The organism is Bacillus cereus group sp. BcHK124 (genome assembly GCF_027712065.1).
GTDB lineage: Bacteria > Bacillota > Bacilli > Bacillales > Bacillaceae_G > Bacillus_A > Bacillus_A pacificus.
In genome coordinates this window covers 363,379-389,931 of record NZ_JAQFPJ010000001.1, presented here as the reverse complement: position 1 = coordinate 389,931, position 26,553 = coordinate 363,379, and the positions used below count along the sequence as shown (strand labels likewise).

Below are 26,553 nucleotides of genomic sequence, written 5' to 3'. Positions count from 1 at the left end.
TCAGTCTCCTTGAATATCGGATTCGGATATTGGTTGTGGCTCTGCAATATTTTCAATCACAGTATAATGCAAAGTGACTTTTAGTTGATCCGCCTCAACCTCTTTACTCAAAATCTTATCACTTACAATCATAGCATGTTCATCCAATTTTTTCTTTAGTTCTTTTTCAGCCATTTCTTTCGCTACTTTCATTGCCTGTTTTTCTGTATATTCTCGGTTCGCCTCTTCCTCTTCTCGCACTACATCTTTTTCATATGCAATCGGCAGTGTAAAACCAAATAATTTCACATCATGTTTTACACTTTCCGTACGAGAACGTTTATACTTATCATGCTGAAATCCCCATATTTTTATTTTCGTACTCCCAAATGTAAGGTAATGCTCATTATACGTATTACCAGTATATACTTGAAATTGCGTCTTGAGTGGTACATTCACCTCAGATGTGTACCACGTTTCTCCATATACAATACCTTTCGCCGAAACAATCGTTGGACTCTCCTCATTACCGTATATCCCTGATACGAGAAGCTGCCCTTTTTCTACATGATCATTTTTTAAAACGACTGGTTTTCCAACTTCAACAAATGTTTTTGTAACAATCGCTTCTTTTTTTGCCACTAAATTTTGCGGCCTTTGTTCTTTTTCTTTTTTCGGCTCATTTTTTTCAACGATTTTAAAATGGTACGTCGTTCCCCTTACTTCTAGTCCTGCCCAAGTAATCGCATTAATATTGTCCGTCAAATGACGTTGTACATCTTCTACACTAGGCATTTGGAATTGTAATTTTCCTTTTTTAATACCCATTTTGTCCAATTCTTTCATCAATATATATTCTGTTTCAGGTTTCGCTCCTGTAATTTCAATTTTCCAAACCATATTCGATAATGCAATCATGCCAAAGAAGAAAATTAAAAAACCAATTAAGAATCCACTATTTTTAATTAAGCGCTTATTCCAAAATGGAAAACCGTAACGCCCAATAAAATATAGTTTACACTCATTTTTTCTATAAATCGGCTTTATTTTTTTCACATCTCGTAATAGCATACAAAAAACTAACGTTTCATCGGCAATTTTCTTAACGTCCCAAACTAATAATTTTCTACGCACACATTCGTTAACGAACCGCTCCGCTCCTCTACCTTCAATTCGTACCTTTACATATCCAAGCCACTTTATAAACCATTTATTTTTCATCTACTACCTTCACTACCTTTCCAAAAGTAGACACACTACTTTTCACTTTAATTAGCAAAATAGCTCGTACGAAAATGAAATAAAGAGTTTTATTTTCCATAAATAGCGGGATAAAGTGAGACTTTAATCAGCCCTCACCAATCGGACTTTAATGGACAGCCCGACCCCCACCTAACTTCTTTGCTTTCGCTGAATTTTGAGGCGTAGGCTTACTGCCCATTAAAGCGGGATAAACTAAATAGTAGGGGCAAATCATTAGAATAAAGAAGAAAAACTTCACATACGGAAGTTTCCCTTACTTCTCTTTCTGTTCGTCTTCTAAAAACGTCACTTGCTCAATTATCCCTTCAAGCAAAAGTTCTTCCGGAAGGATTGTTTTAATAACAAAGGACTGCCCCTTAATTAATAACTGACCATGCTTTAACAACAATCTTACTTCTTTATCTGAAAATACTAATAAACCTCGATGATTTTCTATATAGATATGCACTTGCCCAACAAGCGTGATCCGAGGTAGATCCATTAGCACATCCACTGGTAGGTCTATTTGCTTCGTTAACCAATTCTTCATTTGTTCTAATTTTTTCATCCCAAAAGACCCCCTCTCATCCCATATGTATGAAAAAAGAGCTTGTAATATCACGTCCGAACTGAAAAAAAGCATAAAAAAACGTCTCATAAGAAATGAGACGTTTTTTTATGCTAATAGCTGGATAACCAGCTTATTCACAAGCGATCCATCTGTTTTACCTTTTACTTTCGGCATAACAGCAGTCATCACCTTACCCATATCTGCTTTAGAAGTCGCACCAACTTCAGAAATTACTTGCTTGATTATATCAACTAGCTCTTCTTCCGTTAATTGCTCCGGCAAATATGCGCTTAAAATCTGAATTTCACTTTGCAGTTTATTAACAAGGTCTTCACGACCAGCTTTTTTAAATTCAAGGAGGGAGTCCTTATGCTGTTTTACTTCACGAGCTAAAACTGTTAGTTCCTCTTCTTCAGTAAGAGTATGCTGTAGTTTAATACCTTCATTTTGTAAAGCAGCCTTAACCATACGAATGACGGTTAATTTTTCTTTTTGTTTATTCTTCATCGCTTGTTTCATATCATCGTTTAAACGACCGAGAAGACTCATAACTTACACCCTCTCTTAGAATTTACGCTTTCTTGCCGCTTCAGATTTCTTCTTACGTTTTACACTTGGTTTTTCATAAAACTCGCGCTTTCTTGCTTCAGCAAGTGTACCAGTTTTAGAAACCGATCTTTTAAAACGGCGAAGTGCATCCTCCAAAGACTCGTTTTTACGAACGACTGTTTTTGACATTCTCTTTCCCTCCCTCCGAAACATCACACTTACATACTAACTCCAGCATGCAAAAAGAAACACTTCTTCAGCATGTCTTTTACGATTATAATACATTTTATCACTTCAGGTCAACTATTTGGCAGAATAAAAGAAGAATAGATGCTCTTCCTTTTTCAAAAACTATGCAGATAGCTGTTATCCTTTCCCCTGAAGGCAACTATATTTTTATCATTACACCTTTTTTCATGCAGGAACGTACGAAACAACTACTCATTTCATACATTTTCAGTACTTAACTTCTCCACTAAAAAAGAAAGCATGCAAATCGTTTCCGTTTGCATGCTTTTTTATCCCGATTGGTCCGGGCTAATAATGAGCGGGGAATGAATCCCACGCTCATTAAAGTTTCACTTTATGCGCTTGCTGATTCCTTTTTCACATCATCTTCAAGGACACGAACAAATTGCGCTTCGTTATATGGATAACCAGCTTTTGTGATTTTTACTTTCACTAGTTTACCGATTAATTCTTCTGATCCTTCAAATACAATTTTCAAGTAGTTATCTGTATAACCTACATATAGGCCTTCACGGTCGCCCTCTTTAAATTGTTCTTCTGGAATAATTTCAAGTACTTCTCCTTCAAACTGTGATGCATACTCTTTCGCTAATTGATTAGATAGTTCAATTAAACGGTGAACACGATCATTCTTCACATCTTCAGGAACTTGATCTTCCATACGCGCTGCAGGTGTTCCTGTACGTTTTGAGTACGGGAATACGTGCAACTCAGAGAAGCGATTCTCTTTAATGAAATTGTATGTTTCCATGAATTCTTCTTCTGTTTCACCTGGGAAACCAACGATTACGTCTGATGTAATCGCAAGACCTGGTAACGCTTCTTTCAAACGATCTAAGCGCTCTTGGAAAAATTCCATCGTATACTTACGACGCATACGCTTTAATACAGTATTAGATCCAGATTGCAACGGAATGTGTAAGTGACGTACAACTACTTCAGACTTATCTAACACTTCAATTACTTCATCTGAAATCTGACTCGCTTCAATAGAAGAAATACGAAGACGTTTTAATCCGTCTACTTCCGCTTCCATATCACGAAGTAATCCAGCTAAGTTATAATCTTTAATATCTTCACCGTATCCACCTGTATGAATACCTGTTAATACGATTTCCTTATAGCCTGCATCTACTAATTGCTGCGCTTGTTTAATAACTTCTTTCCCATCGCGAGAGCGCATTAAACCACGCGCCCAAGGAATAATACAGAATGTACAGAAGTTATTACAACCTTCTTGTATTTTTAAAGATGCACGTGTACGGTCCGTGAAGTAAGGTACATCAAGTTCTTCATATACACGTGTTTTCATAATGTTACGCACAGCATTAATTGGCTGACGCTCTTTACGGAATTCTTCGATGTATCCTAACATCTTTTCACGATCTTGTGTACCAACTACAATATCTACACCTGGAATCGCCATAATTTCCGCTGGAGATGTTTGTGCATAACATCCTGTTACACAAATAACCGCATCTGGGTTTTGACGAACAGCACGTCTAATAACTTGACGACTTTTCTTATCCCCTGTATTCGTTACTGTACATGTATTAATAACATATACATCAGCTTTTTTTTCATATTCAGTTCTTTCATATCCACCTTGTTTAAACAATTGCCAAATGGCTTCTGTTTCATAGTGGTTTACTTTACAACCTAACGTATGGAACGCAACAGTTGACATTGATCATCACCCCATCAATTCAAAATGATACGAAGCAGCACTTAACGCATATAACGGCGCCGTTTCTGTTCTTAAAATTCTTGGTCCTAAACTACATGGTACAAATTTATGTTCACGAAGCGCTGTAATCTCTTCCTCAGCCAAACCGCCTTCTGGGCCAAATACAATCAATAACTTTTGACCTGGTTTCATCATCGTTAAAGCTTTCGCAAAATTAGATTTCTCGCCTTGTTTCGCTTCCTCTTCGTAAGCAACAAGGCAAACATCATACTCACCACTCATTGACAGCAATTGTTTAAACGATGCTGGGGCGTGTACTTCTGGAATTTCACTTCTATGTGATTGTTCCGCAGCTTCTTTCACAATTTTTCTTAAACGCTCAACTTTTTTATCAGCTTTTTTTGCATCCCATTTTACGATAGAGCGAGATGCTTGAAATGGTAAGAATGCAGCTGCCCCAAGCTCAGTTCCTTTTTGAAAAATTAACTCTAGCTTGTCTCCTTTCGGCAGTCCACTTGCAATCGTCACGAAAACAGGAAGTTCACTTGACGCCTCTACCCATTCTACAATAGCCGTATTAATAAATTCACTGGTAATTTCATCAATTGAACATACGGCTGTTTTTCCGTTTACACAGCAATAAATGTGATCTCCAGCTGACATACGCATTACTCTTGCGATATGATGGACGTCATCACCTACAATGCGAATACTTGTCTCATTTACATATTTCTCTTCTACAAAATAACGTTGCATATAATCACCTTAGTAGAGTTTCGTTCCTTTCGTAAGCCAATACTTACGAAAAGAACGAAACGTTATCATTTTTCATATAACAAACGGCAAGTCCCTCACCTTATAGTGAGAGACTCCCCTTTTCATTATAGACTAAAATCTATATTACGCATTTCGTGCAATAATTGCTACCCAATCTTCCATTCGTAACACTTCTTCAATTGTAAATCCAGCTTTTTCTAACGCTTCAGAAATTACTTTTTCCTTCGCAGCAATAATGCCCGATGTAATAAATAATCCGCCTGACTTCACAACTCTCGCTGCATCTTCAGGGAATAATAGAATAATTTCTGCTAATAAGTTAGCTACGATTAAATCAACAGGACCTTCAATACCTTCTAAAAGACTATTTTGTCCAACAGATACAATATCATCTGTTTTATTTAAACGTACATTCATTTCTGCACTTTCAACCGCAACCGGATCTAAATCATATGCTTGAACAGAAGACGCACCTAATTTCGCTGCTGCAATACTCAGTACACCAGAACCTGTTCCTACATCAATGATCGTATCACCTTGCTGTACTGTTTTTTCTAAAGCACGGATACACATCGTTGTTGTCGGATGAGTTCCCGTTCCAAATGCCATACCTGGATCTAATTCAATAATTTTTTCTTCCGGAGAAGATGGTGTATATTCTTCCCAAGTCGGCACAATTGTGAATGTATCAGAAATTTGTACTGGATGGTAATATTTTTTCCAAGCAGTAGCCCAATCTTCTTCATTGACTTCGTTAACGGTAATATTTCCAGTACCAATTTCGATGTCGTAAGATGGAAGCACATCAATAGATGATTTTACACCTGCAATTGTTTCATGTAAAGAATCCGTTTGCGGGAAATATGCTTTTATTAATACACCTTCCGCCGGATACTCATCTGGGTTCAATGCATAAATTTCACCATATTGTTGCTCGCGCTCTTTCGTCAACTCTGCCGGATCCTCAATCGCAACTCCACTAGCACCAGCTTCATGTAAAATATGAGAGACAGCTTCTACTGCTTCTTCTGTTGTATGAATACTAATTTCTGACCATTTCACAATTTACCAACTCCATTTTTTATTTCCATTATTCCCCTTTGAAAGCACGTTTAAGCTTTCCGAATAAACTATCATCCTGCTCTTCTTGTCCTGCAAATTCACGCAATAAATCTTTTTGCTGTGAAGTTAATTTCGTCGGTACAACAACACGCACGACTACATATTGATCTCCTTGACCGTATCCACGTACGTTCGGAGCACCCTTTCCTTTTAGGCGGAATTCTGTTCCTGTTTGTGTTCCTGCTGGAATTTTCAGCTTCACTTTACCATGAACAGTAGGAACTTCTACTTCATCACCAAGTGCCATTTGCGCAAATGTTAATGGCATTTCACAAATAATGTGATCTCCTTCGCGCTCAAAGAATTCATGATTTCTTACATGAACAACAACATATAAATCTCCTGCTGGGCCGCCATTTACGCCCGCTTCACCTTTTCCAGATACACGGATTTGTTGACCATTATCGATACCTGCTGGAATTTTAACGTTGATTTTTTTACGTTTACGTACTTTACCAGAACCGTGGCATGTCGTACATTTTTCTTTAATGATTTGCCCAGTTCCTGAACAATGACCACAAGCTTGACGGTTTACGATACGACCAAATGGTGTATTTTGTTCTACACTTACTTGCCCTGATCCTGAGCAATGTTTACATGTTTCTTTTGAAGTTCCTGGTTTTGCCCCGCTACCTTTACAAGTATCACATGGATCTTCTACTGGAATCTCAACATTTAACTCTTTACCAAAAATAGCTTCTTCAAAATCTAAAGTAACTTGATATTGTAAGTCAGCACCTTGACGCGGAGCGTTTGGATCACGACGTCTGCCGCCACCGCCGCCAAAGAATGAACTAAAGATATCTTCAAAACCGAAGCCACCGCCGAAGTCTCCTCCGCCGCCAAAGCCACCGAAGCCTTGATTAGCACCAGCATGACCAAATTGATCATATTGCGCACGCTTTTGATCGTCGCTTAATACTTCGTATGCTTCTTGCACTTCTTTAAACTTTTCAATTGCATTTTCTTCTTTACTTACGTCTGGATGGTATTTTTTAGCCAAACGACGATACGCTTTTTTTATTTCATCTTTTGAAGCACCCTTGCTAAGTCCAAGGACCTCATAATAATCTCGTTTACTCATAAATTTACAACCCCCGAATCTTTCACATAAACGTAATTTTAACACCGAAAGAAAGTGCTTTGCAACAAAGTTTCCTCACTTACAGTATGCAAAGTAAAAAACTTAAGACCCTCACACATTCCTTCTCATTCGTGAAAAAAGCCAAAGCCAAGGCACGCTTGACTTTGACTTTTTGTCATCTTACTTATTATGTTTACAGTTGAATTACTTGTCTTCTTTTACTTCTTCAAACTCAGCGTCTACTACATTGTCTTTCTTCGCGCCAGCATCTTGTGCTCCTTGTGCACCTTCTGCTTGCCCTGCAGCTGCTTGAGCTTGCTCATATAGTTTAACAGTTAGTTGTTGTACGATTTCTTGTAAAGCGTCTTTTTTCGCACGGATTTCCTCAAGCTCGTTCTTCTCAATCGCAGCTTGTAATGCTTCTTTCGCTTCTGTTGCTTTTGCAACTTCAGCTGCATCTACTTTACCTTCTAAATCTTTTACAACTTTATCTGTTTGGAATACAAGTTGGTCAGCTTCGTTACGAAGTTCAACTTCTTCCTTACGTTTTTGGTCAGCGTCAGCATTTGCTTCTGCTTCTTTTACCATACGATCTACTTCTTCATCAGAAAGACCTGAAGAAGATTGGATTGTAATAGCTTGTTCTTTGCTTGTTCCTAAATCTTTTGCACGTACGTTAACGATACCGTTCGCATCAATATCGAATGTTACTTCGATTTGTGGAATACCACGTGGTGCTGGTGGGATATCCGTTAATTGGAAACGTCCTAACGTTTTGTTGTCAGCTGACATTGGACGCTCACCTTGTAATACGTGAATGTCTACTGCTGGTTGGTTATCAGCAGCTGTTGAGAATACTTGTGATTTACTTGTTGGAATTGTAGTGTTACGCTCGATTAATTTCGTGAACACACCACCCATAGTTTCAATACCTAAAGAAAGTGGAGTTACATCTAATAATAGTACGCCTTCTACATCACCAGTAAGTACGCCACCTTGAACTGCAGCACCTAATGCTACAACTTCATCCGGGTTTACACCTTTATATGGTTCTTTACCAGTTTCACGTTTAATAGCTTCTTGTACAGCTGGGATACGAGTAGAACCACCTACAAGGATAACGCGATCTAATTCACTTGCAGATAGACCAGCATCTTTTAAAGCACGACGAGTTGGTTCTAATGTTCTTTCAACAAGGTTTGCTGAAAGCTCTTCGAATTTCGCTCTTGTTAATGTTAATTCTAAGTGTAATGGACCAGCAGCTCCAGCACTAATGAATGGCAATGAAATTTGTGTTTGTGTTACACCTGAAAGATCTTTTTTCGCTTTTTCAGCTGCATCTTTCAAACGTTGAAGTGCCATTTTATCTTGGCTTAAATCAATGTTATTTTCTTTTTTGAACTCAGCTACTAAGTGATCGATGATAACTTGGTCAAAGTCATCTCCACCAAGACGGTTGTCACCAGCAGTTGAAATAACTTCAAATGTTCCATCTGCTAACTCAAGGATAGATACGTCAAATGTACCGCCACCTAAGTCATATACTAAGATTTTTTGCTCTTCATCTTGTTTTTCTAAACCGTAAGCAAGCGCTGCTGCTGTTGGTTCGTTAATGATACGTTCAACTTCTAAACCAGCGATACGACCAGCATCTTTCGTTGCTTGACGCTCTGCATCGTTGAAGTATGCAGGTACTGTAATAACAGCTTTCGTTACTGTTTCACCTAAATATGCTTCAGCAGAAGCTTTTAAGTTTTGTAAAATGATTGCAGAAATTTCTTGAGGTGTATATTCTTTACCCTCGATTTCTACTTTGTAGTCTGTACCCATATGACGTTTAACAGACATGATTGTATTTGGGTTTGTAATTGCTTGACGCTTTGCTACTTCCCCAACTTGACGTTCTTCATTTTTGAAAGCTACAACAGAAGGTGTTGTACGGTTTCCTTCTGGATTTGGGATAACCTTTGGTTCTCCACCTTCCATAACAGCTACACAAGAGTTTGTTGTACCTAAGTCAATACCGATAATTTTACTCATGGCGAATCCTCCTACTTTTATGTAAATTATTGATTTACTTTTACCATCGATGGGCGAATTACACGGTCTTTTAATTTATAACCTTTTTGGAATTCTTCCACAACCGCATTTGATTCAAATTCGCTGTCTTCTACTTGCATAACAGCTTGGTGTTCATGAGGATCAAACTGTTTACCAACAGCTTCAATCGCTTCTACACCTTCTTTTGTCATCGCTTCTAACAATTGACGATATACCATTTCCATCCCTTGTAATAAGGACTTCATTTGCTCATCATTTGCTTCCACTTGCATCGCTCTTTCAAAATTATCAAGAGCTGGCAAAATATCTGAAACAAGACTTTGTGCTCTATATTTTTCAGCAGCCTGTTTATCCATTTGAACACGACGCTTATAATTTTCAAAATCAGCTTGTAGACGTAGCATACGGCCTTCCGTTTCCGTCAGTTTCGCTTGCAATTCATCTACTTTTTCTTGTAAAAGAGCAGCCTCACTTTTTTCTTCAACAGATTCTTCGCTGTCTTCAGATGTTACGGCTTCTTCAACTTGTGCTTCTTTTACTTCTTCTTTCACTTCTTCTACAACTTGTTCGTTACGCTCTTCCACAATTTTCACCTCCTTAAAAGGTATTAGGTATCATGCATAGCATGATTACCTAAGTATAGTTATATATTACACACAGTGATGTATTGCTTATCACTTGAGCGAATGTATTCTTCTTTATTCTTTATTTTTTTAGTCCATCTGTAATTTGCCTTGTAAATAACTGCAACAAACTAATTACACGAGAGTATTGCATTCTCGTTGGACCTAAAATTGCAATTGTTCCAACCTGTTCTTCTCCGATTGAATATGTTGCAGAAATTAAACTGCAATCCTCCATAGCCGTTGAAGAGTTTTCCCTACCAATTTTCACTTGAATACCAACTTGTTTATGACGCAAAATATCATAAAACTCAGCTTCGTTATCAATCATGGTAAGTAAAGATCTAACTTTTTGAATGTCATGAAACTCTGGTTGCGAAAGCATATTTGCCTTCCCTCCAAAGTATATCTTTTCCGATAACGGAACTTGAAATGTACCATCCAATATTTTTATTGCACTATCGTAATTATGAACATACCCACGCAATACCGTAACAATCTCCTTAAAGATTTTATTATGGAGTTCCGACATTGGTACGCCCGATAGCTTTTCATTTAAAATATTAACCATTTTTTCTAAATCTGATAAATCAACAGATTCCGGAACGGTAATCGTTTTGCTTTGTACATGCCCTGTATCCGTTACAATAATAGCGACTGCAGTTTGACGATCAAGCGGAACAATTTGTACGTTTTTAAGTTTATTTGTGCTTAACTTCGGTCCAAGAACAATGGCCGTATAATTTGTAAGCTCTGATAAAATTTGAGCTGATTGTTGTGCAATCTTTTCCGCTTCAAAAATTCTTTCAGCAAATAAATCTTTAATTTGTACAATTTCATCGTTCGGTAAATTTTGCGGCGCTAAAAGATGGTCTACATAAAATCGATATCCTTTTTCAGAAGGAACACGTCCAGAAGAACTATGCGTTTTCTCAATAAATCCTAGTTCCTCTAAATCAGCCATTTCATTTCGTATAGTAGCTGAACTAAATGTAATTTCATCTTTTTTAGCCAACGTCCTTGACCCAACAGGTTGCGCTGATCCAATAAAGTCATCAATAATTGTTTGTAAAATTAAGAGCTGACGTTCCGTAAGCATCTCATCATCACCTCTGTTAGCACTCTTTGTCTTCGAGTGCTAAATCTATTAATAACTTACCAAAATTGACATTCAATTGTCAACGGAAACGTCACGAAATAATGAAACTTTTTCACGTTAATGGAACATTTAATTAGTCAATCAAAAATGATTGGAATACTTCATTCCCTAATAATTTTCCTTTTCGCGTTAAACGAACATATCCATCGCTCTCTTCAAGCAATCCTTGTTCTTGGTTGTTTTGTAACTGCTTCGCGAAAACTTGATCCATTTCCATATTAAATTTCTTTTGAAACGCTATTTTAGATACACCTTTTGTTTTTCGGAGTCCTAAGAACAACTCTTCTTCCATTTTTTCTTTCTCCGTCACCACATGAACATCTAAATACGGAAATCCGGTTTCATCGATCTTATTGAAATATTGCTTGAGCGGCCCTACATTTTGGATACGTTCTCCATTTACATAACTATGCGCTCCAGCTCCAAATCCATAATACTCTTCATTATTCCAGTATGTGAGATTATGTCTACTTTCATTATTACCTTTTGAAAAATTACTAATTTCATACTGGGTATAGCCATGTTTCTCCATTTCATCCATTACCATTTCGTACATTTTCGCTTCATGGTCTTCACCTGGAAGTCTTAATTTCCCTTTATTCATTAAGTTATAAAATACTGTTTTCGGTTCCACAATTAATGAATATGCCGAGAAATGTTGTACACCAAGCGTAAAAGCAATGTCTAATGTTTCTTTTACATCTTCTATCGTCTGTCCTGGCAGAGCATAAATAATATCTACATTTATATTTTTAAATCCTACTTCCTGCGCTTCTCTAATTGCTACAAACGCATCTTCTCTCGTATGCTTACGTCCAATTTTCTCAAGCAATTCATCTCGAAATGTTTGCACCCCAAAACTAATTCGGTTCACTCCACCTTCTAGCAATACATTTAATTTCTCTTTCGGCAAATCACCTGGATTCGCTTCAAATGTTAATTCACAATTCGGGGCAAACGGACGTAAACGACGATTTATAATATCTAATAATTTCTTTGTCTGTTCCATATTTAATGCTGTCGGAGTTCCCCCGCCAACAAAAATCGTTTTCATACTATCAAACGGTACCTTTTGAACTGTATTTATTATTTCTTTCTCTAAATACTCTAAATATTGATCGACCGGCTGGCGTTCAATAAACACTTTATTAAAATCACAATAGTGACAAATATGCTGACAAAACGGAATATGAATATATGCAGCTTGCACCAAAAATAACTCCTACCTTTCTAAAAAGAAAACCTCCGCGCTCGGGAGGCTTCTTTTACTTCTCTAACGTATTACGAATTTGTTCCATTCGCATTTTTCCCCAATCATACATCATTTCAACGATTGGTAAAAGCGACATGCCTAATTCCGTCATATAATATTCCACTCGCGGAGGAATTTCTGGGTATACTGTTCGATCAACAATCCCATCTTCCATTAACTCTTTTAATTGGTTTGACAAAACTTTATGAGAAATGCTCGGAAATAATCGTTGTAATTCACTAAAACGATGAGGCCCTTCCACACCAAGATGCCATAATATTACAACTTTCCACTTTCCACTAATAATAGAAAGCGTCAATTCCTTTTCACAATTAAAATTGCCATTTTGTATTTTTTCTTGAATATCTTTTCGAATATTTTCGGACATTAACAAACTCCTAACTCTATATGAACTAAAAAGCTCTCTCACTATTGTAAATGAGAGCTACTCAGATGTCTAAAAAGTAATTATACGTAAAAAAGAAGTCGCATAAACGACTTCTTTTTTCATTCCAACTATTAGTTGTCATCCATTTTCAGTACAGCCATGAATGCTTCTTGCGGTACTTCTACAGAACCAACAGACTTCATACGTTTTTTACCTTCTTTTTGCTTATCAAGAAGTTTACGCTTACGAGAAATGTCACCACCGTAACATTTCGCAAGTACGTTTTTACGCATCGCCTTAATTGTAGAACGCGCTACAACTTTGTTTCCGATCGTCGCTTGAATTGGCACTTCGAACTGCTGTCTTGGAATTAATTCTTTTAATTTTTCTACGATTACTTTACCACGGTCATACGCTGAATCACGGTGTACGATAAATGATAGAGCATCGACTTGCTCAGAATTTAAAAGAATATCCATTTTCACAAGTTTAGATGGTTTGTAACCAATTAACTCATAATCAAATGATGCATATCCTTTCGTATTTGATTTCAACTGATCGAAGAAGTCATATACGATTTCTGATAATGGGATTTCATATGTCAATGTAACACGCGTTTCATCTAAATATTGCATATCAATAAACGTTCCGCGTTTACCTTGGCAAATTTCCATTACAGCTCCAACATAGTCATTCGGAACCATAATTGCCGCTTTAACAAATGGCTCTTCAACACGATCGATTGTCTGTGGATCCGGCATATTAGACGGGTTATCGACAATCATGTCTTCACCATTCGTTAAGAATACTTTATAAATAACACTTGGCGCTGTTGTAATTAAATCAATTTTAAATTCACGTTCAATACGCTCTTGAATGATTTCCATATGAAGAAGTCCTAAGAATCCACAACGGAAACCAAATCCTAGCGCTTGAGATGTTTCTGGCTCAAACTCAAGAGCAGAATCGTTTAATTCTAATTTCTCTAGCGCATCACGTAAGTCGTTGTAACGTGCAGAGTCAATCGGGTACAGACCACAGAATACCATTGGATTTAATTTACGGTAACCAGGTAATGGCTCAGCTGCTGGACGTTTCGCATGTGTAATCGTATCACCAACGCGTGTGTCACCAACATTTTTAATCGATGCCGCTAAGAAACCTACATCACCTACTGTTAACTCATCACGTTGCGTAGTTTTCGGTGTAAACACACCTACTTCTGTTACTTCAAATTCTTTTCCAGTTGCCATCATACGTACTTTATCGCCAACTTTTACCGTTCCATTTACAACACGGATATACGCAATTACACCGCGGTATGGATCATATAAAGAGTCAAAGATCATACATTGTAACGGTTCTTCTGAATCACCTGTTGGTGCTGGCACTTTTTCAACGATTTGTTCTAGAATCTCTTCGATACCAATCCCAGCTTTTGCCGAAGCAAGTACAGCTTCTGATGCATCTAACCCAATTACATCTTCCACCTCTTGGCGTACACGCTCTGGGTCTGCACTTGGTAAATCGATTTTATTAATAACCGGTAAAATTTCTAAATTGTTATCAAGCGCTAAGTATACGTTCGCTAACGTTTGCGCTTCAATACCTTGCGCTGCATCTACTACAAGAATTGCACCTTCACAAGCCGCTAAACTACGAGATACTTCGTACGTAAAGTCGACGTGTCCTGGTGTATCAATTAAGTGAAGAATATATTCTTCGCCGTCTTTTGCTTTATAGTTTAATTGTACTGCGTTTAATTTAATTGTAATACCACGCTCACGCTCTAAATCCATAGAGTCAAGCAACTGAGCTTTCATTTCACGTTGTGTTAACGCGTTTGTTTTCTCTAAAATACGGTCTGCTAACGTTGACTTTCCGTGGTCAATATGAGCAATGATAGAGAAATTACGAATTTTGGACTGTCTTTTTGCTCTTTCTTCTTTGTTCATCTATGTTCTCAACTCCTAATAGTCTCGCCAATATACACTAGCACTGATTATATCAATAGAGCAGCAAAGATTCAATGAAAACTCGTGCTGCTTACGATACAAATCATTCTATTTATATCTTATGCGAACAAACCATAAGAGACAAACCTTTTTCAAATTAAAGAACGGCTGCCTTACAAACCTGTAAAACAACCGTCCTCCGTTTGACTCTTAACTAAAAATCCCTTTTACTTTCCCAACAACTATATCTGTTCCAAACTTTGTTATTTCATAGGCAACGCTTGCTATCGCCATACCCATTCCTTCTACAATATTAAAACTTTTTAAGCTTTCTAATTGTTTTTGTTTTTCAGTAGCGGAAAACGAACTCTCCAAAGTTTCTGATTCAGTGGCCTCACCTTTTGTTCCTGTCATATGAGCGATTTGTTCATACGACATTTGCTGATAACCTTTCATACTTTTCAACCCATGATTTGCAAGTGCCACCCCTGCTATTACCATAAGTAAGCATATAGCCACACTACATATACATAAAAGCGAAAAGCGACTTACATGATTATCGTCACTTCCCATCAATGTGTATATGCTCCTGTATTATCTTGGTCAATTTGATGATGCAGCGCTGCATTTAAACCACTTGCTATTACATTTGCCATATCCTCTATGAAGGCATCCACTTCTTTCGGAGTCACCATTAAATTATGACCAAGAGGAGATAACACTTCATAAATTAATTTTCTCTTCTCTTCATCTCCCAGTGTACCTACAGCACCTAAAAACATATTCCGGCTCTTTTCATCCGGCATATCCTCTTCTGTTAATTTTTTCTTTTCTCCAAATGTAAAACCAGCCGGCAACAAAGATCGGGAAGGTTTATTTCCTTCTTTCATCTCCCGGCCAAAATGTTTCAAAATAAAATCAATTGTATCGCTTGTAATCGAAACGGCATCCACCACAGTCGGAACACCAATTGCGATAACAGGAATACCTAATGTTTCTTTACTGAGTTCCTTACGTTTATTCCCAACACCCGACCCAGGATGAATTCCTGTATCAGAAATTTGTATCGTACTATTTACCCTTTCAATAGAACGAGCAGCTAACGCATCAATTGCAATGACAAAGTCTGGTTTTGTCTTCTCAATGATTCCATAAATAACATCGCTCGTTTCAATCCCTGTAATCCCCATTACCCCCGGCCGAATTGCACTAACAGGCCTAAACCCTTCTTCTACACTTTCAGGCTGCAATTGAAACAAATGTCTCGTTACCAATACATTTTCTACAACTATCGGTCCAAGCGCATCCGGCGTTACATTCCAATTTCCAAGACCAACAATTAAACAACTCGCTTCTTTCGTAACGCCAACCTCTTCTAAGAAATAAGAAAATTCTTTTGCAAAAATACGCTCTACTTTTTGTTGCAGCTCCGTATCTTGTTGACGTATACCTTGTACTTCAAGCGTTAAATAATTTCCAGGTTTTTTACCCATCGAGTCAGAGGCAGCTTCATCAATTGTAACTTTTGTAACGGTAATACCTTCTTCTTCCCTCTCTTTTACAATAACGCCTTCTATCTCTTTTTGCTCTTCTTGACGCTCTTGCAGCATTTGATGCGCCTCTACAGCAAGGTCCGTTCTAACACTATATTTACTTAAATCTAATGGTTCTTTCATCGTATCTCCTCCGTCATTCATAGTAAATATCGTTAGATTTCCCAAAGTTATATAAGGTCATTCTTTCCTTTACGTGAAATTTCATAGATATACTATTGCAATTCTCTTCACCGTTTGATAGAATATCACTTGTTCTATGTTAAGAATCGAGTCATTCGATTGCACCAGGGAGGTGAAAAGTATGGCAAACATCAAATCTGCTATCAAACGCGCTAAACTTAGCGAAGAGCGTCGTGCACATAACGCTTCTATCAAGTCTGACATGCGTTCTGCTGTTAAAACTGTAGAAGCTTTAGTTACTAATAACGATCTTGAAAATGCTAAAGAAGCTTTCAAAACTGCTTCTAAAAAACTTGACAAAGCAGCTCGTAAAGGTCTTATCCACCAAAACGCTGCAGCTCGTCAAAAATCTCGCTTAGCGAAACAAGTAAACGCGTAAGGCGTTTAAAAAACGATCCATTCGGATCGTTTTTTTATATACAAAAAAGTTCACGCTCTTAGCACGTGAACTTTTTTTGTTTCATCACATATGATTTAACCGCATTAAGAAAAACTCGAGCACAAGTTTTTTATCCATTTTTCCCGTTTTCATACTATAATCAGCTTCCGCTAATTCCATTATCACTTTTTTTAATTCTTCAAAAGAGAAAAACTTCGTTTGATTCATCGCTAATTTTACACGATATGGATGCACACCAATATGAGACGCGATTTGATTTTGACCGTAACCACGCTGCTGTAACTCTTTCACTTGATGCAGTAAACGGAATTGACTTACTAATAACGCAAGCAATTTAATAGGTTCCTCCTGCTGCGTAAATAATCCATCCAAAATTTGCATCGCACCCGCGATATCTTTTTTTACCACTTTTTCTGTCAAAGCAAACACATTTTGTTCAACTGATTTTGGCACAAGCTCTGCAACGAGTTTCGGTGTAATATCTCCGCCCATACCGACATATAACGTTAACTTGTCCATTTCCTTCGCCAACATCGTTACATTACTTCCCACAAGCCCTAACAACAAACTAACAGCCGCATGATCAATATGCACATGCACTTCATCTGCCCGAGCAACAATCCACTTCTGAACATCCTGCACTTGCATTGCATTCGCTTCTACTACATCCGCTGTTTTCTTTAATAGTTTTGTAATTTTTTTTCGTTCATCCAGCTTTTCGTAAGGCGCAACAAAAACAAGAATAGAAAAGGGAGAAGGTTCCCCAATATATTCTTCTAAAATTTTTATATTTTGTTCTAACTTTTCTTTTTGTGAAGTTAAAAAGAGTGGTGATTTTATTAATAACACTTTACGTTCTCCGAAAAAAGGAAGTGTACGTGCATCCTCAACCACATCCTCTAAATATGCTTCTTCTAAATCATATGTCACAACATTAAACTCGCGATCTTCCTCTTCAAGCGCTTCTGTTGTAATAAGCTTTATCGTTTCATTTATAAAAAACGCTTCTGTTCCATATAGTAAATATAACGGAGCAAACTGCTTCTTTTTAATCTTTTTATGTATATCACTCATACTTTTTCCTACTCCCTAACTTGGCAATATATATTTATACTAATGCCCTAGCTTTTGTTTTACAAGTACAAAGGAACAGGCAATATAACCCGTCCCTTTATTTATATTAAACGCCACGCAATAAGCCCCGGGTTTCTTATTGGTGTGCGGTAATCACCTTCCCTTTATTATTCGCAATAAAAATTCGAGTATAAGTGCCAACTGTTAACATGCTTGGAAACAAAAACTCACGTTACTTCATGATCTAAAAGTAGTAAAAACGCTCTATTTCTCTTCATATGGAAATTGTAGATTTTTTTCTGACAATATTTTATACTAAAGTGGAATGTTGGGGAGGGATTCTAAATGAATGATTTTGAACAAAACGTTCAAAGTAAACGCAATGACGCTATTGATTCAGGGGTAGGATTTATCGTCTCATTTGGTTTTTTCGCAACACTTTTCATCATTGCAACTGTTATTAAATTTATCGGTTCTTAAAGACTGCTGCTTACTGGCAGTCTTTTTTATCTATTATGTGTTTCATCATATGTGATTTTGCTGAGAAAGGTTCCGTTTTCCCCTTTAAAAACATAGGAGATAGCCCCTTGCTTATCCGTACGCCATATTTCAATCCCCCTCTTCTCAAAACGCTCTATAACGTCCTTATGAGGGTGCCCATACCTATTACGCTCACCGACAGAAATAATCGCTATATTAGGCTGTATGACGCTCAGAAAAGGTGTTGTAGATGACGTATTACTCCCATGATGAGCAACCTTTAAAACATCCGCTCGCAACTCTGGATACGTAGCTACTAAAAACTTCTCGCCTTCTTCTTCTAAATCACCTGTAAACAACCACGTTAGTCCTCCTAATTTTGCCAACATTACAATTGAAGCGTTATTTTCACTGTTCTCCTTTCCTATTGGCGCTAATACGAAAAATTCCGCTCCATTTATGCTCCAACTTTCTCCTTCTCTCACTTCTCTTATTTTCACTTCCTTTTCTAAAGCCTGTTTCTTTACTATTTTTTCTAATTCCGCATCTTGTTCCTTTCGGCCAAATACAACTTCTTTTACGGTTATATTTGATAATAACTCTTGCGCAGCACCTATATGGTCCGCATCTCCATGCGTTATAATTAATTTATCGATCTTTTTAATACCTTCCTTTTGTAAATAAGGGATCAAAATATCATTTCCGACAGAAAATTCATGCTTTTTCCGTTGCCATTCTTCCTTGTTCGGACGAATTGTTCCACCAGTATCAATAAGGTAAATCTCTTGATCATACGGGAGGCGAATTAATATTGCATCTCCCTGTCCAACATCGAGAAAGGTAACACTCCCACTTTCTCGAAAATACGGATATACATAATGGCATGTACTAATAAAAAGAAATACACCCGCAGATATAAACAGAATCCCCTTTGCCATTCGCCTTTCCCAAACCATCAATATACTAATAATACTCACGCAATATAAGGCTATAAGAAGTATAGGTGTTTGTCCGAAATTAAGATGGGTAAATGGTAAGTTTTCACAATAACTTAAAAAATCATTAGAAAGATTCAAACCTATTGATAGTACATTCGCAAGCCTTTTTGCAAGAAACGGGATGATCGGTATACATATCAAAATAACAATACTGCACGGCAATACAACGAGAGATAAAAACGGAACGTATAAGATATTTAAGAAAATACTATATGGAGAAAAATAACCGAAGTGATATAACAAAATCGGAGTACTAACGAGCTGTGAAATGAAAGAAATATAAATAGAATTTCGAATTACTCCATTACCACTCTCTAGTAAAAGCGGGGCAGATAAAAGTAAAGCAAAACTACCGACGAAAGAAAACTGAAAGCCAATATTAAACACGAGATATGGATCAAATATAAGCATACATATAGCTGTTATACTTAAAGCATCTAAGCTAGATAAACGAATAGAACACATAAAAGCAATTAACATGAAAACTCCTGTTATAGAAGCTCTTATAACAGATGGTGACGCTCCTGCTAAAATCATATATAGAGGAATGCAGAAGATAAGACATACTGTTGCTACCTCCCTTGTCACACCGCTTCTTAGCAAAATAAAATACACGATTACCATTAACAATACGATATGCGATCCTGAAATCGCCAACAAATGCACGAGACCGAATTGTTGATATTGCTCTTCAACTTCAAATGTCATTTGTTGTCTATCACCAAATACTAATGCATTCATAAAAGCGCCTGATTGCTCTGGAAACATTTCTGTAACTTCTGAGATTGCTTGTTGCCTCAAAAGAAGAATCCATTGCACGAGTGACAACGATGTTTTATGGCATTCAGAAATATATGTAGCGTCCAATATGAAATGAATATTTTGCTTATATAAATAATCACGATAATTAAACCCATGGAAATTCCGAGCTATTTGCGGTTCTTTCCTCTCACCTTCGAATACACATGATACTCCTGCATGTAATTGTCGCATTTGTTTCTTTTCCAAGGCTGATTTCATTTTGTAACTTAACTGCACTATATTTTTATTCTGATCTTCAACTTGAAATGAGAGGCGATCTCCGTTAATAAGAGGTGTATTATGTATCACTCCTCTTGTAGTTTCGTAGGACTCTCCCAGAGGCTTGTTTTGCCCTTGAACATACGTGGTGTACATAGCGCCACTTAAACACGCTACCATACAATAAAAGAAAGTTTTACGCGGAGTACGATACAAACAAAAGAAAACATTTAGAACGAGACAACAAGTCAGCCATACAACTGAAGAAGAGAAGGCAATTGCAATCCCTATTATAAATGAGATTGCAACATAGCCCCATTGTCCTTGCAACTCATACTCACTCCTTATAGCATCATTTTTGCTTTCGTGAATACATGCTGTAATTCTTCCATTGATAAGTTCTCTTTTTCTAAAGATGCAAATAGTTCTTTTAACTCCATATGACGCTTTTGATCCTCTAATGCTGCAATATCATATTCTAGTGGAACGTGTTTCACCGTTACATTCGCTTTTTCAAATAACTCTACGGCATACGGATGATTTTTATAATCCTGTGCATAATAAACTGCTGTAATACCACTTTGAATAATCGCCTTACAACATTGTAAACAAGGAAAATGCGTAACATAAATTTCCGCTTCCTCCGTTTTCACGCCAAATTTTGCACACTGTAATAAAGCATTCATTTCTGCATGAATTGTACGAACACAATGATTATCAATAACATAGCATCCATCATCTATACAATGTACGCCACCTTTAATTGAACCATTATATCCACCAGCAATAATTCGTTTATCACGAACGATTGTCGCTCCTACTGCAAGCCTTGTACATGTACTACGTAAAGATAACAAATGGCTTTGCGTCATAAAATATTGATCCCATGAAATTCGTTCCATATTCTTCACCTACTTTTTTGTCTACTTGTAGTGTAGCGAATGAAGAAAAACTTCGTCAATCTTTTACGGAATAATAATTTGATCTTTTATTTTCTCCAAAGACTTCACACCAATCCCATCAATCTCTAACAAATCTTCTATTTTTTGAAACGGACCATGTTCCTCTCGATATTTCAAAATACTTTCTGCTTTCCGAGAACCAATACCTGTAATTTTTTCAAGTTGTTCTTTAGAAGCTGCATTTATTTGAATTTTTCCCTCTCCCTTTGAAACAGCAGCTACTTCTTGCACTTGTTCGTTTTTATTCGGTACGTAAAGAATCATTTGGTCTTGTACCATTTGTGCTAAATTTACCTTCATCCTATCTGCCTCAGGCAAAAAACCACCTGCTTTTTCAATAGCATCCTTGACCCGGTCCCCTTCTTTCATTTCATACACCCCCTCTTTAACAACAGCCCCTTTCATATCAATTACAATTATTTTTTTCTGCTGCTTTGTATCCGATATTTTCGGTTTACTTTTCTTCTCTATATCTTTCTCTTGAACATCCGTTGCAATAACTGATCGCTCTGTATGCTCGTTCGTTTTCCAAAAAAGAAGAAAAAGCACAGTTCCAATAATAGCTGCTAATCCTAACCATTTCTTTGGAAAATCCCACATCATTTTTCACCTCTAATCATAAATTTATAACATCATTCATATTGTTTAGGAGAAAGCTGTTACGAAGGAGGGATGAAACATTGAACATAGGAATTATAGGGACAGGAAACATGGGGAATATACTAATCGATGCATTTTTAGAAACCCGTGCTGTCAAACCTTCGTGCCTTACGATTATTAATCGAACGCCCGCCAAAGCATATCATATAAAGGAAAAACACCCTTCTGTTCATATAGCCAAAACTATTGATGAGGTAATCGAACGATCACATCTTATTTTTATTTGCGTAAAGCCGATAGATATATACCCGATCTTGCAAAAATACGCTGAACATTTTTCTGATGAAAAGTGCTTAGTTTCTATCACAAGTCCAATATCTCCATCACAATTAGAGACACTTGTACCTTGCCATGTTGCTCGTATTATTCCGAGCATTACAAACCGCGCCCTATCCGGCGCATCACTATTTACATTTGGAAGTAACTGCTCTGAAGAATGGCAACAAAAACTATTTCGCTTATTCAAAAACATTTCTACTCCCCTTGTAATAGAAGAAGATATAACGCGCGTTTCATCTGATATAGCAAGCTGCGGCCCCGCATTCTTTAGTTATTTATTACAATGTTTCATTAATGCTGCTGTAGATAAAACAAATATTACACATGAAGAAGCCACTACTTTAGTAAGTGAAATGGTCGTTGGAATGGGGAAACTACTCGAAAAAGGGATTTTCACATTGCCTACTTTACAAGAAAAAGTATGTGTGAAAGGCGGCGTTACAGGAGAAGGCATTCGGGTTTTAGAAGAACATGTTGGGGATATGTTTCATAAATTAATCGAGCGGACACACGAGAAATTTGATGAAGATTTAAAATGCGTTGATCAGCAATTCAATAAGCACACATAATAAATACGTCATCGTCATTCCAAATCCTTTTTATAAATACTTAATTTTTCACATTACATTTTTACTTAAACTAGCACTTTCAAAATTCACGTATATCATCTTCTTATTATCCTACAACTAAAATTACAGCTTCTTTACAAAACAAAAGCAACCTTCTCGGTTGCTTTTGTTTTATCCGTTTTTCTTCGCCATGAAGAAAATACGCTCTGTTTGTTCTGTAACTTCAAGTCGCTCAAAGTCACCAGTTACACGAAGCACTGTAAAACCAGCTTCTTCAAGCCATTTCGTTAACTCTTCAACCGGATATGCACGTTGTACGTGACATTCGTCAAAACGATGGTACACATCTTCTTCTGGGTCTTGAACAAAGAATGTTAAATCATGTTCTACACTGTTTGAATCTTCACCAGGGAAGCAATTCCAAATAAGAGATATTTCTTCTCCATTCACTGTGTATGTTTCATTTTGAAATACATGATGTATTTTATATAAAGAATGTACATCAAATAAAAACAAACCATCTTGACGTAAATGATGAAACACTCTTCGGAATGTTTCTTGCACTCCATCTTCTTGCAATACATAGTTTAATGAATCACAAAAGATCGTTACACAGTCAAACTCACCTGGAACATCAAGCTCTCGCATGTCTTGTTGGTAAAAAGGAATAAAATATCCTGCCTCGCCTAGTTTTTGCTGTGCGACTGCTAACATTTCTTCCGAAAGATCGACACCGATTACATCGTAACCCTTTTGTACAAGCGGAAGCGTTACATTACCAGTACCGCATGCTACATCAAGAATCTTCGCCTCTTTCACATCCGCTTGCTGTAAGCTTTCCTCTGTGAATTCCACCCATTTATCATAGGGGACATCATTCATTAGTTCATCGTACAGCAACGCAAATTGCTCGTAGTTCATTGGCCTAACTCTTCTGTAATATCTTCACGTGGCACATCGCCCCATAGACGCTCTAAATTATAGTGATTACGCTCATCTTTATGGAATACATGAGCAACTACATCTCCAAGGTCAACTAATACCCAGCGAGCTTCGTCAAAACCTTCCATACGTTGTACGTCGATTTGGAACTCGTGTGCTTTCGCTTTAATTTCACGCGCAATTGCTTGCACTTGCTTATCTGAGTTACCGTGACAAATAATGAAATAATCTGCAATTGGTGAAATACCTTGCATATTTAGGACAACCATATCTTCCGCTCTCTTATCATCAGCTGCTTTTGCTGCTAATACTAATAAATCTTTATCTTTCATTTACTCATTTCCTCCTTGATAACTGCATTGTATGTTTGGAATGTTAATGGATAAATCGTTTGATCTTTTCCCATTAAAAATTGAATTGTTCTCTTTAGCGCAAATAATAAAGCTTGATCTATATCCGTATATGCGAGTTTACGAGCTTCCTCCACCCCTGGAAACTTTCGCCCAGGCTCAATGTAATCAGCTACATAAATTACTTTATCTAACATCGTCATTTTCTCATGACCACTTGTATGATATGTAATAGCTTGCAGGATTTCAGGATCTGTAATACCTACTTCTTTTTCTACTAAGTATGCCCCAACAGGTGCATGCCATAACTCTTTGTTATAACAAAGTAAATCTTTCGGCAAATCTTCACTTTTAATGATCTCTTCCATCTCTGAAATCGCTCTACACTTCGCATAATCATGAAATATAGCTGCAACTTCAGCTTTTTTTTCATCCACACCGTATAACTTAGCAAGTTCAATTGCTGTTTCCATTACACCAATTGTGTGTATATAACGTTTTTCATGCATTTGTTGTTTCACAATATGAAGTGCTTTCTCACGATTCATACAACCCATTCCTCTCGATATATACCTGTACTTTTTCAGGAAGTAAATATTTACATGTTTTCTTCTCTTTATATCTCTCACGTAATAAAGATGAAGAAACAGCAAACTCCGGAATTTCCACAGTGGTGATAGGATAAGGTGTATGCAATGTATACCCAGGTCTTGCAACCCCAACAAACGTTACAAGATTAAGTAACATTTCAATGTTATACCACTTCGGCAAATACTCAACCATATCTCCACCAATAATAAAATGAAACTGCACATCCGGATGCTTCTTCGTCAATTGTAGCATAGTGTCATACGTATAAGATGGGCCCTTCCTGCTTAGCTCTTCTAAACAAATAGAAAAATGTTCCTCTTCCTCAGTCGCAAGCTCTAACATTTGCAAACGACTTTCTACACTTGTAATATTCCGCCCTTGTTTATGCGGCGGAATTTGGTTCGGTAAGAACCATACTTCTTCTAAATTCAAAGCATGATATACTTCATTTGCAATGAGCAAATGTCCATAATGTGGCGGATCAAATGTACCGCCAATGATGCCAATTTTCCTCAAAAGAAACGCCCCTTCCTTTTACGTACAGCAACTCTCTTCATTCCTAACAGAAGAGAGTTACTATTAATAAAAGTTCAATTGGTTTCGCTCTCTACATCATTACGCATCAGCGATAAAAATAGCGCATGCTAATCTTTTTATCGAGGAAGCTTAATTTGTTTATTTTCTCTTGACTCTTTGTATAAAACGATTGTGCTTCCAATTACTTGAACGATTTCAGCACGTGCACCTTTTGCAAGTTCTTCTGCAACTTCACGGCGATCGAATTCACAGTTTTGTAGCACACTTACTTTAAATAGCTCACGAGCTTCTAAAGTATCTGCGATTTGTTTAATCATATTTTCATTTACTCCGCCTTTTCCTACTTGAAAAATTGGTGTTAAATGATGTGCCTGTGCACGTAAAAATCTTTTTTGTTTTCCTGTTAACATATATGTTAGCCTCCAAGCTTTCTTATAACTAATTGTTTCATTCGTTCGATATTTGGCGTACGCCCTGTCCACATTTCAAATGCAAGCGCTCCTTGATAAACAAACATATCAATACCATTTTGAATCATTGCACCTTGCTCTTTCGCCTCACATAAAATTTTCGTTTCAAATGGATTATAAATTATATCTGATACAATCGTTCCCTTATTCAACGAAGAAATTTGTAACGGCGTATGTTCGACGCGTGGATGCATACCTATTGTTGTCGTCTGAATGATAATATCATAATTCCCTTGTTCTTCTGTTGCTTTCTCTAGCGATAAAGCAACAGAATGGACAGTAGCCTTACATGCAGTAATAAGTTCCTTCGCCTTATCTACCGTACGATTCGCTACATCAATCTCTTTCACACCTACATCAGCAAGTGAAAAATAAATAGCTCGACTAGCACCGCCTGCGCCAAGTAATAAAATACGTTTCTCTTGAAGTGGTTCACTACTAATGGATTGCAGTGCTCGGACAAAACCAATTCCATCTGTATTGTAGCCAATCAATTTCCCATCCTTATGAACCACCGTATTTACTGCACCAATTTGTTTTGCTAGCGGGTCAATCTCATCCAAATAATCCATAATCGCAACTTTGTGCGGAGTTGTTACATTAAATCCTGAAATACCTAACGCTTTTAAACCTCTTACTGCTTCCCCTAGCACTTCCTCTTTAACAAGAAAGGCATGATAATGGGCATCCATATTCAAGTGTTCAAATGCATCGTTATGCATAACGGGTGATAATGAATGTCCAATTGGATTTCCGATTACACCATATAATTGTTTCATAAATCCCT

The 26,553-nt window shown here is 37.1% G+C and carries 29 protein-coding genes; 3 read left to right on the top strand and 26 right to left on the bottom strand.

What is annotated here, in order from left to right:
- The 16 genes from yqfD to gpr form a co-directional block, all read right to left on the bottom strand.
- The gene (yqfD, locus tag PDK19_RS02105; RefSeq protein ID WP_000792485.1) at positions 1 to 1,200 is read right to left on the bottom strand and encodes a sporulation protein YqfD; all 1,200 of its coding nucleotides are present in this window, start codon (positions 1,198 to 1,200) and stop codon (positions 1 to 3) included.
- A 295-nt stretch (positions 1,201 to 1,495) separates the two neighbouring features.
- Positions 1,496 to 1,789: a sporulation protein YqfC gene (gene yqfC, locus PDK19_RS02100; RefSeq protein WP_000732266.1), complete on the bottom strand. Its 294-nt coding sequence runs from the start codon at positions 1,787 to 1,789 to the stop codon at positions 1,496 to 1,498.
- A 108-nt stretch (positions 1,790 to 1,897) separates the two neighbouring features.
- Entirely contained in the window at positions 1,898 to 2,341 is a 444-nt protein-coding gene (locus PDK19_RS02095) for a GatB/YqeY domain-containing protein (RefSeq protein WP_000054571.1), read from the bottom strand.
- Positions 2,342 to 2,356: 15 nt separating this feature from the next.
- Positions 2,357 to 2,530: a 30S ribosomal protein S21 gene (gene rpsU, locus PDK19_RS02090; RefSeq protein ID WP_000048061.1), complete on the bottom strand. Its 174-nt coding sequence runs from the start codon at positions 2,528 to 2,530 to the stop codon at positions 2,357 to 2,359.
- A 394-nt stretch (positions 2,531 to 2,924) separates the two neighbouring features.
- Entirely contained in the window at positions 2,925 to 4,277 is a 1,353-nt protein-coding gene (gene mtaB, locus PDK19_RS02085; protein ID WP_000108677.1) for a tRNA (N(6)-L-threonylcarbamoyladenosine(37)-C(2))-methylthiotransferase MtaB, read from the bottom strand.
- A 6-nt stretch (positions 4,278 to 4,283) separates the two neighbouring features.
- On the bottom strand, positions 4,284 to 5,033 hold the full coding sequence (locus PDK19_RS02080; RefSeq protein ID WP_001190157.1) for a 16S rRNA (uracil(1498)-N(3))-methyltransferase: 750 nt from the start codon (positions 5,031 to 5,033) through the stop codon (positions 4,284 to 4,286).
- A 144-nt stretch (positions 5,034 to 5,177) separates the two neighbouring features.
- Positions 5,178 to 6,116 carry a 50S ribosomal protein L11 methyltransferase gene (gene prmA / locus PDK19_RS02075; protein ID WP_000872110.1) on the bottom strand — a complete coding sequence of 313 codons (939 nt, stop codon included), beginning with the start codon at positions 6,114 to 6,116 and terminating at the stop codon, positions 5,178 to 5,180.
- Positions 6,117 to 6,144: 28 nt separating this feature from the next.
- The gene (gene dnaJ, locus PDK19_RS02070; RefSeq protein ID WP_000043935.1) at positions 6,145 to 7,260 is read right to left on the bottom strand and encodes a chaperone protein DnaJ; all 1,116 of its coding nucleotides are present in this window, start codon (positions 7,258 to 7,260) and stop codon (positions 6,145 to 6,147) included.
- 204 nt (positions 7,261 to 7,464) lie between these two features.
- Positions 7,465 to 9,300, bottom strand: coding sequence for a chaperone protein DnaK (gene dnaK / locus PDK19_RS02065; RefSeq protein WP_000034690.1), 1,836 nt, complete (start codon positions 9,298 to 9,300; stop codon positions 7,465 to 7,467).
- Positions 9,301 to 9,326: 26 nt separating this feature from the next.
- A complete protein-coding gene (gene grpE, locus PDK19_RS02060) occupies positions 9,327 to 9,905 on the bottom strand; it encodes a nucleotide exchange factor GrpE (RefSeq protein WP_000392719.1) in 579 nt (192 codons plus the stop codon).
- A 121-nt stretch (positions 9,906 to 10,026) separates the two neighbouring features.
- Positions 10,027 to 11,043, bottom strand: coding sequence for a heat-inducible transcriptional repressor HrcA (gene hrcA / locus PDK19_RS02055; protein WP_000954951.1), 1,017 nt, complete (start codon positions 11,041 to 11,043; stop codon positions 10,027 to 10,029).
- A gap of 133 nt (positions 11,044 to 11,176) precedes the next feature.
- Complete coding sequence (gene hemW / locus PDK19_RS02050; RefSeq protein WP_016718498.1) at positions 11,177 to 12,316, bottom strand: radical SAM family heme chaperone HemW; 1,140 nt, start codon at positions 12,314 to 12,316, stop codon at positions 11,177 to 11,179.
- Between the two features lie 52 nt (positions 12,317 to 12,368).
- Positions 12,369 to 12,743, bottom strand: a complete 375-nt coding sequence (locus tag PDK19_RS02045; protein WP_001293546.1) for a winged helix-turn-helix transcriptional regulator — start codon at positions 12,741 to 12,743, stop codon at positions 12,369 to 12,371.
- Positions 12,744 to 12,874: 131 nt separating this feature from the next.
- On the bottom strand, positions 12,875 to 14,698 hold the full coding sequence (lepA, locus tag PDK19_RS02040) for an elongation factor 4 (RefSeq protein ID WP_001030957.1): 1,824 nt from the start codon (positions 14,696 to 14,698) through the stop codon (positions 12,875 to 12,877).
- Positions 14,699 to 14,908: 210 nt separating this feature from the next.
- Positions 14,909 to 15,271, bottom strand: coding sequence for a YqxA family protein (locus PDK19_RS02035; RefSeq protein WP_016718499.1), 363 nt, complete (start codon positions 15,269 to 15,271; stop codon positions 14,909 to 14,911).
- Complete coding sequence (gene gpr, locus PDK19_RS02030; RefSeq protein ID WP_000662629.1) at positions 15,271 to 16,374, bottom strand: GPR endopeptidase; 1,104 nt, start codon at positions 16,372 to 16,374, stop codon at positions 15,271 to 15,273. The genes PDK19_RS02035 and gpr overlap by 1 nt, the downstream gene beginning before the upstream one ends.
- A 181-nt stretch (positions 16,375 to 16,555) precedes the next feature.
- Here gpr and rpsT point away from each other — a divergent pair, with 181 nt between their 5' ends.
- Complete coding sequence (gene rpsT / locus PDK19_RS02025) at positions 16,556 to 16,813, top strand: 30S ribosomal protein S20 (protein WP_001274011.1); 258 nt, start codon at positions 16,556 to 16,558, stop codon at positions 16,811 to 16,813.
- Positions 16,814 to 16,897: 84 nt separating this feature from the next.
- On the opposite strand, the gene holA is transcribed toward rpsT, so the two are convergent.
- Positions 16,898 to 17,908: a DNA polymerase III subunit delta gene (gene holA / locus PDK19_RS02020; protein WP_049112979.1), complete on the bottom strand. Its 1,011-nt coding sequence runs from the start codon at positions 17,906 to 17,908 to the stop codon at positions 16,898 to 16,900.
- Between the two features lie 345 nt (positions 17,909 to 18,253).
- Between holA and PDK19_RS02015 the strand changes: the two genes are divergently transcribed.
- The gene (locus PDK19_RS02015) at positions 18,254 to 18,388 is read left to right on the top strand and encodes a YqzM family protein (protein ID WP_000997609.1); all 135 of its coding nucleotides are present in this window, start codon (positions 18,254 to 18,256) and stop codon (positions 18,386 to 18,388) included.
- Between the two features lie 26 nt (positions 18,389 to 18,414).
- Here PDK19_RS02015 and PDK19_RS02010 read toward each other — a convergent pair whose 3' ends face one another.
- The 3 genes from PDK19_RS02010 to PDK19_RS02000 form a co-directional block, all read right to left on the bottom strand.
- Positions 18,415 to 20,736: a DNA internalization-related competence protein ComEC/Rec2 gene (locus tag PDK19_RS02010; protein ID WP_049112982.1), complete on the bottom strand. Its 2,322-nt coding sequence runs from the start codon at positions 20,734 to 20,736 to the stop codon at positions 18,415 to 18,417.
- A gap of 14 nt (positions 20,737 to 20,750) precedes the next feature.
- Positions 20,751 to 21,308: a ComE operon protein 2 gene (locus PDK19_RS02005; protein ID WP_000439783.1), complete on the bottom strand. Its 558-nt coding sequence runs from the start codon at positions 21,306 to 21,308 to the stop codon at positions 20,751 to 20,753.
- A 63-nt stretch (positions 21,309 to 21,371) separates the two neighbouring features.
- Positions 21,372 to 21,971: a helix-hairpin-helix domain-containing protein gene (locus PDK19_RS02000; RefSeq protein WP_041184493.1), complete on the bottom strand. Its 600-nt coding sequence runs from the start codon at positions 21,969 to 21,971 to the stop codon at positions 21,372 to 21,374.
- Positions 21,972 to 22,048: 77 nt separating this feature from the next.
- On the opposite strand from PDK19_RS02000, the gene comER reads away from it, so the two are divergent.
- Complete coding sequence (gene comER / locus PDK19_RS01995; protein ID WP_001020541.1) at positions 22,049 to 22,876, top strand: late competence protein ComER; 828 nt, start codon at positions 22,049 to 22,051, stop codon at positions 22,874 to 22,876.
- 171 nt (positions 22,877 to 23,047) lie between these two features.
- Here comER and PDK19_RS01990 read toward each other — a convergent pair whose 3' ends face one another.
- From PDK19_RS01990 to aroE, 6 genes are all read right to left on the bottom strand, one after another.
- Positions 23,048 to 23,797 (bottom strand): class I SAM-dependent DNA methyltransferase, encoded by a 750-nt coding sequence (locus tag PDK19_RS01990; RefSeq protein WP_001105574.1) that lies wholly within the window; start codon positions 23,795 to 23,797, stop codon positions 23,048 to 23,050.
- A complete protein-coding gene (gene rsfS / locus PDK19_RS01985) occupies positions 23,794 to 24,150 on the bottom strand; it encodes a ribosome silencing factor (RefSeq protein WP_000653200.1) in 357 nt (118 codons plus the stop codon). Before rsfS ends, PDK19_RS01990 begins: the two co-directional genes overlap by 4 nt.
- Complete coding sequence (gene yqeK, locus PDK19_RS01980; RefSeq protein WP_049112988.1) at positions 24,147 to 24,716, bottom strand: bis(5'-nucleosyl)-tetraphosphatase (symmetrical) YqeK; 570 nt, start codon at positions 24,714 to 24,716, stop codon at positions 24,147 to 24,149. Before yqeK ends, rsfS begins: the two co-directional genes overlap by 4 nt.
- A complete protein-coding gene (gene nadD, locus PDK19_RS01975; RefSeq protein ID WP_001226059.1) occupies positions 24,706 to 25,275 on the bottom strand; it encodes a nicotinate-nucleotide adenylyltransferase in 570 nt (189 codons plus the stop codon). The genes yqeK and nadD overlap by 11 nt, the downstream gene beginning before the upstream one ends.
- 137 nt (positions 25,276 to 25,412) lie before the next feature.
- Positions 25,413 to 25,706: a ribosome assembly RNA-binding protein YhbY gene (gene yhbY / locus PDK19_RS01970; protein WP_000955224.1), complete on the bottom strand. Its 294-nt coding sequence runs from the start codon at positions 25,704 to 25,706 to the stop codon at positions 25,413 to 25,415.
- 5 nt (positions 25,707 to 25,711) lie between these two features.
- Positions 25,712 to 26,545, bottom strand: a complete 834-nt coding sequence (gene aroE / locus PDK19_RS01965; RefSeq protein WP_000812093.1) for a shikimate dehydrogenase — start codon at positions 26,543 to 26,545, stop codon at positions 25,712 to 25,714.
- Positions 26,546 to 26,553: the final 8 nt, after the last annotated feature.

Coding starts and splice junctions, on each gene's coding strand:
- yqfD (WP_000792485.1), bottom strand. CDS start 1,200: ATGAAAAATAAATGGTTTATAAAGTGGCTTGGATATGTAAAGGTACGA.
- PDK19_RS02045 (WP_001293546.1), bottom strand. CDS start 12,743: ATGTCCGAAAATATTCGAAAAGATATTCAAGAAAAAATACAAAATGGC.
- dnaK (WP_000034690.1), bottom strand. CDS start 9,300: ATGAGTAAAATTATCGGTATTGACTTAGGTACAACAAACTCTTGTGTA.
- PDK19_RS02035 (WP_016718499.1), bottom strand. CDS start 15,271: ATGGGAAGTGACGATAATCATGTAAGTCGCTTTTCGCTTTTATGTATA.
- lepA (WP_001030957.1), bottom strand. CDS start 14,698: ATGAACAAAGAAGAAAGAGCAAAAAGACAGTCCAAAATTCGTAATTTC.
- gpr (WP_000662629.1), bottom strand. CDS start 16,374: ATGAAAGAACCATTAGATTTAAGTAAATATAGTGTTAGAACGGACCTT.
- PDK19_RS02005 (WP_000439783.1), bottom strand. CDS start 21,308: ATGGAACGAATTTCATGGGATCAATATTTTATGACGCAAAGCCATTTG.
- yhbY (WP_000955224.1), bottom strand. CDS start 25,706: ATGTTAACAGGAAAACAAAAAAGATTTTTACGTGCACAGGCACATCAT.
- rpsU (WP_000048061.1), bottom strand. CDS start 2,530: ATGTCAAAAACAGTCGTTCGTAAAAACGAGTCTTTGGAGGATGCACTT.
- hrcA (WP_000954951.1), bottom strand. CDS start 11,043: ATGCTTACGGAACGTCAGCTCTTAATTTTACAAACAATTATTGATGAC.
- rpsT (WP_001274011.1), top strand. CDS start 16,556: ATGGCAAACATCAAATCTGCTATCAAACGCGCTAAACTTAGCGAAGAG.
- yqeK (WP_049112988.1), bottom strand. CDS start 24,716: ATGAATCGTGAGAAAGCACTTCATATTGTGAAACAACAAATGCATGAA.
- PDK19_RS02000 (WP_041184493.1), bottom strand. CDS start 21,971: ATGATGTGGGATTTTCCAAAGAAATGGTTAGGATTAGCAGCTATTATT.
- aroE (WP_000812093.1), bottom strand. CDS start 26,545: ATGAAACAATTATATGGTGTAATCGGAAATCCAATTGGACATTCATTA.
- PDK19_RS02095 (WP_000054571.1), bottom strand. CDS start 2,341: ATGAGTCTTCTCGGTCGTTTAAACGATGATATGAAACAAGCGATGAAG.
- holA (WP_049112979.1), bottom strand. CDS start 17,908: ATGAGTGATATACATAAAAAGATTAAAAAGAAGCAGTTTGCTCCGTTA.
- dnaJ (WP_000043935.1), bottom strand. CDS start 7,260: ATGAGTAAACGAGATTATTATGAGGTCCTTGGACTTAGCAAGGGTGCT.
- PDK19_RS02080 (WP_001190157.1), bottom strand. CDS start 5,033: ATGCAACGTTATTTTGTAGAAGAGAAATATGTAAATGAGACAAGTATT.
- mtaB (WP_000108677.1), bottom strand. CDS start 4,277: ATGTCAACTGTTGCGTTCCATACGTTAGGTTGTAAAGTAAACCACTAT.
- PDK19_RS02015 (WP_000997609.1), top strand. CDS start 18,254: ATGAATGATTTTGAACAAAACGTTCAAAGTAAACGCAATGACGCTATT.
- rsfS (WP_000653200.1), bottom strand. CDS start 24,150: ATGAAAGATAAAGATTTATTAGTATTAGCAGCAAAAGCAGCTGATGAT.
- PDK19_RS01990 (WP_001105574.1), bottom strand. CDS start 23,797: ATGAACTACGAGCAATTTGCGTTGCTGTACGATGAACTAATGAATGAT.
- yqfC (WP_000732266.1), bottom strand. CDS start 1,789: ATGAAAAAATTAGAACAAATGAAGAATTGGTTAACGAAGCAAATAGAC.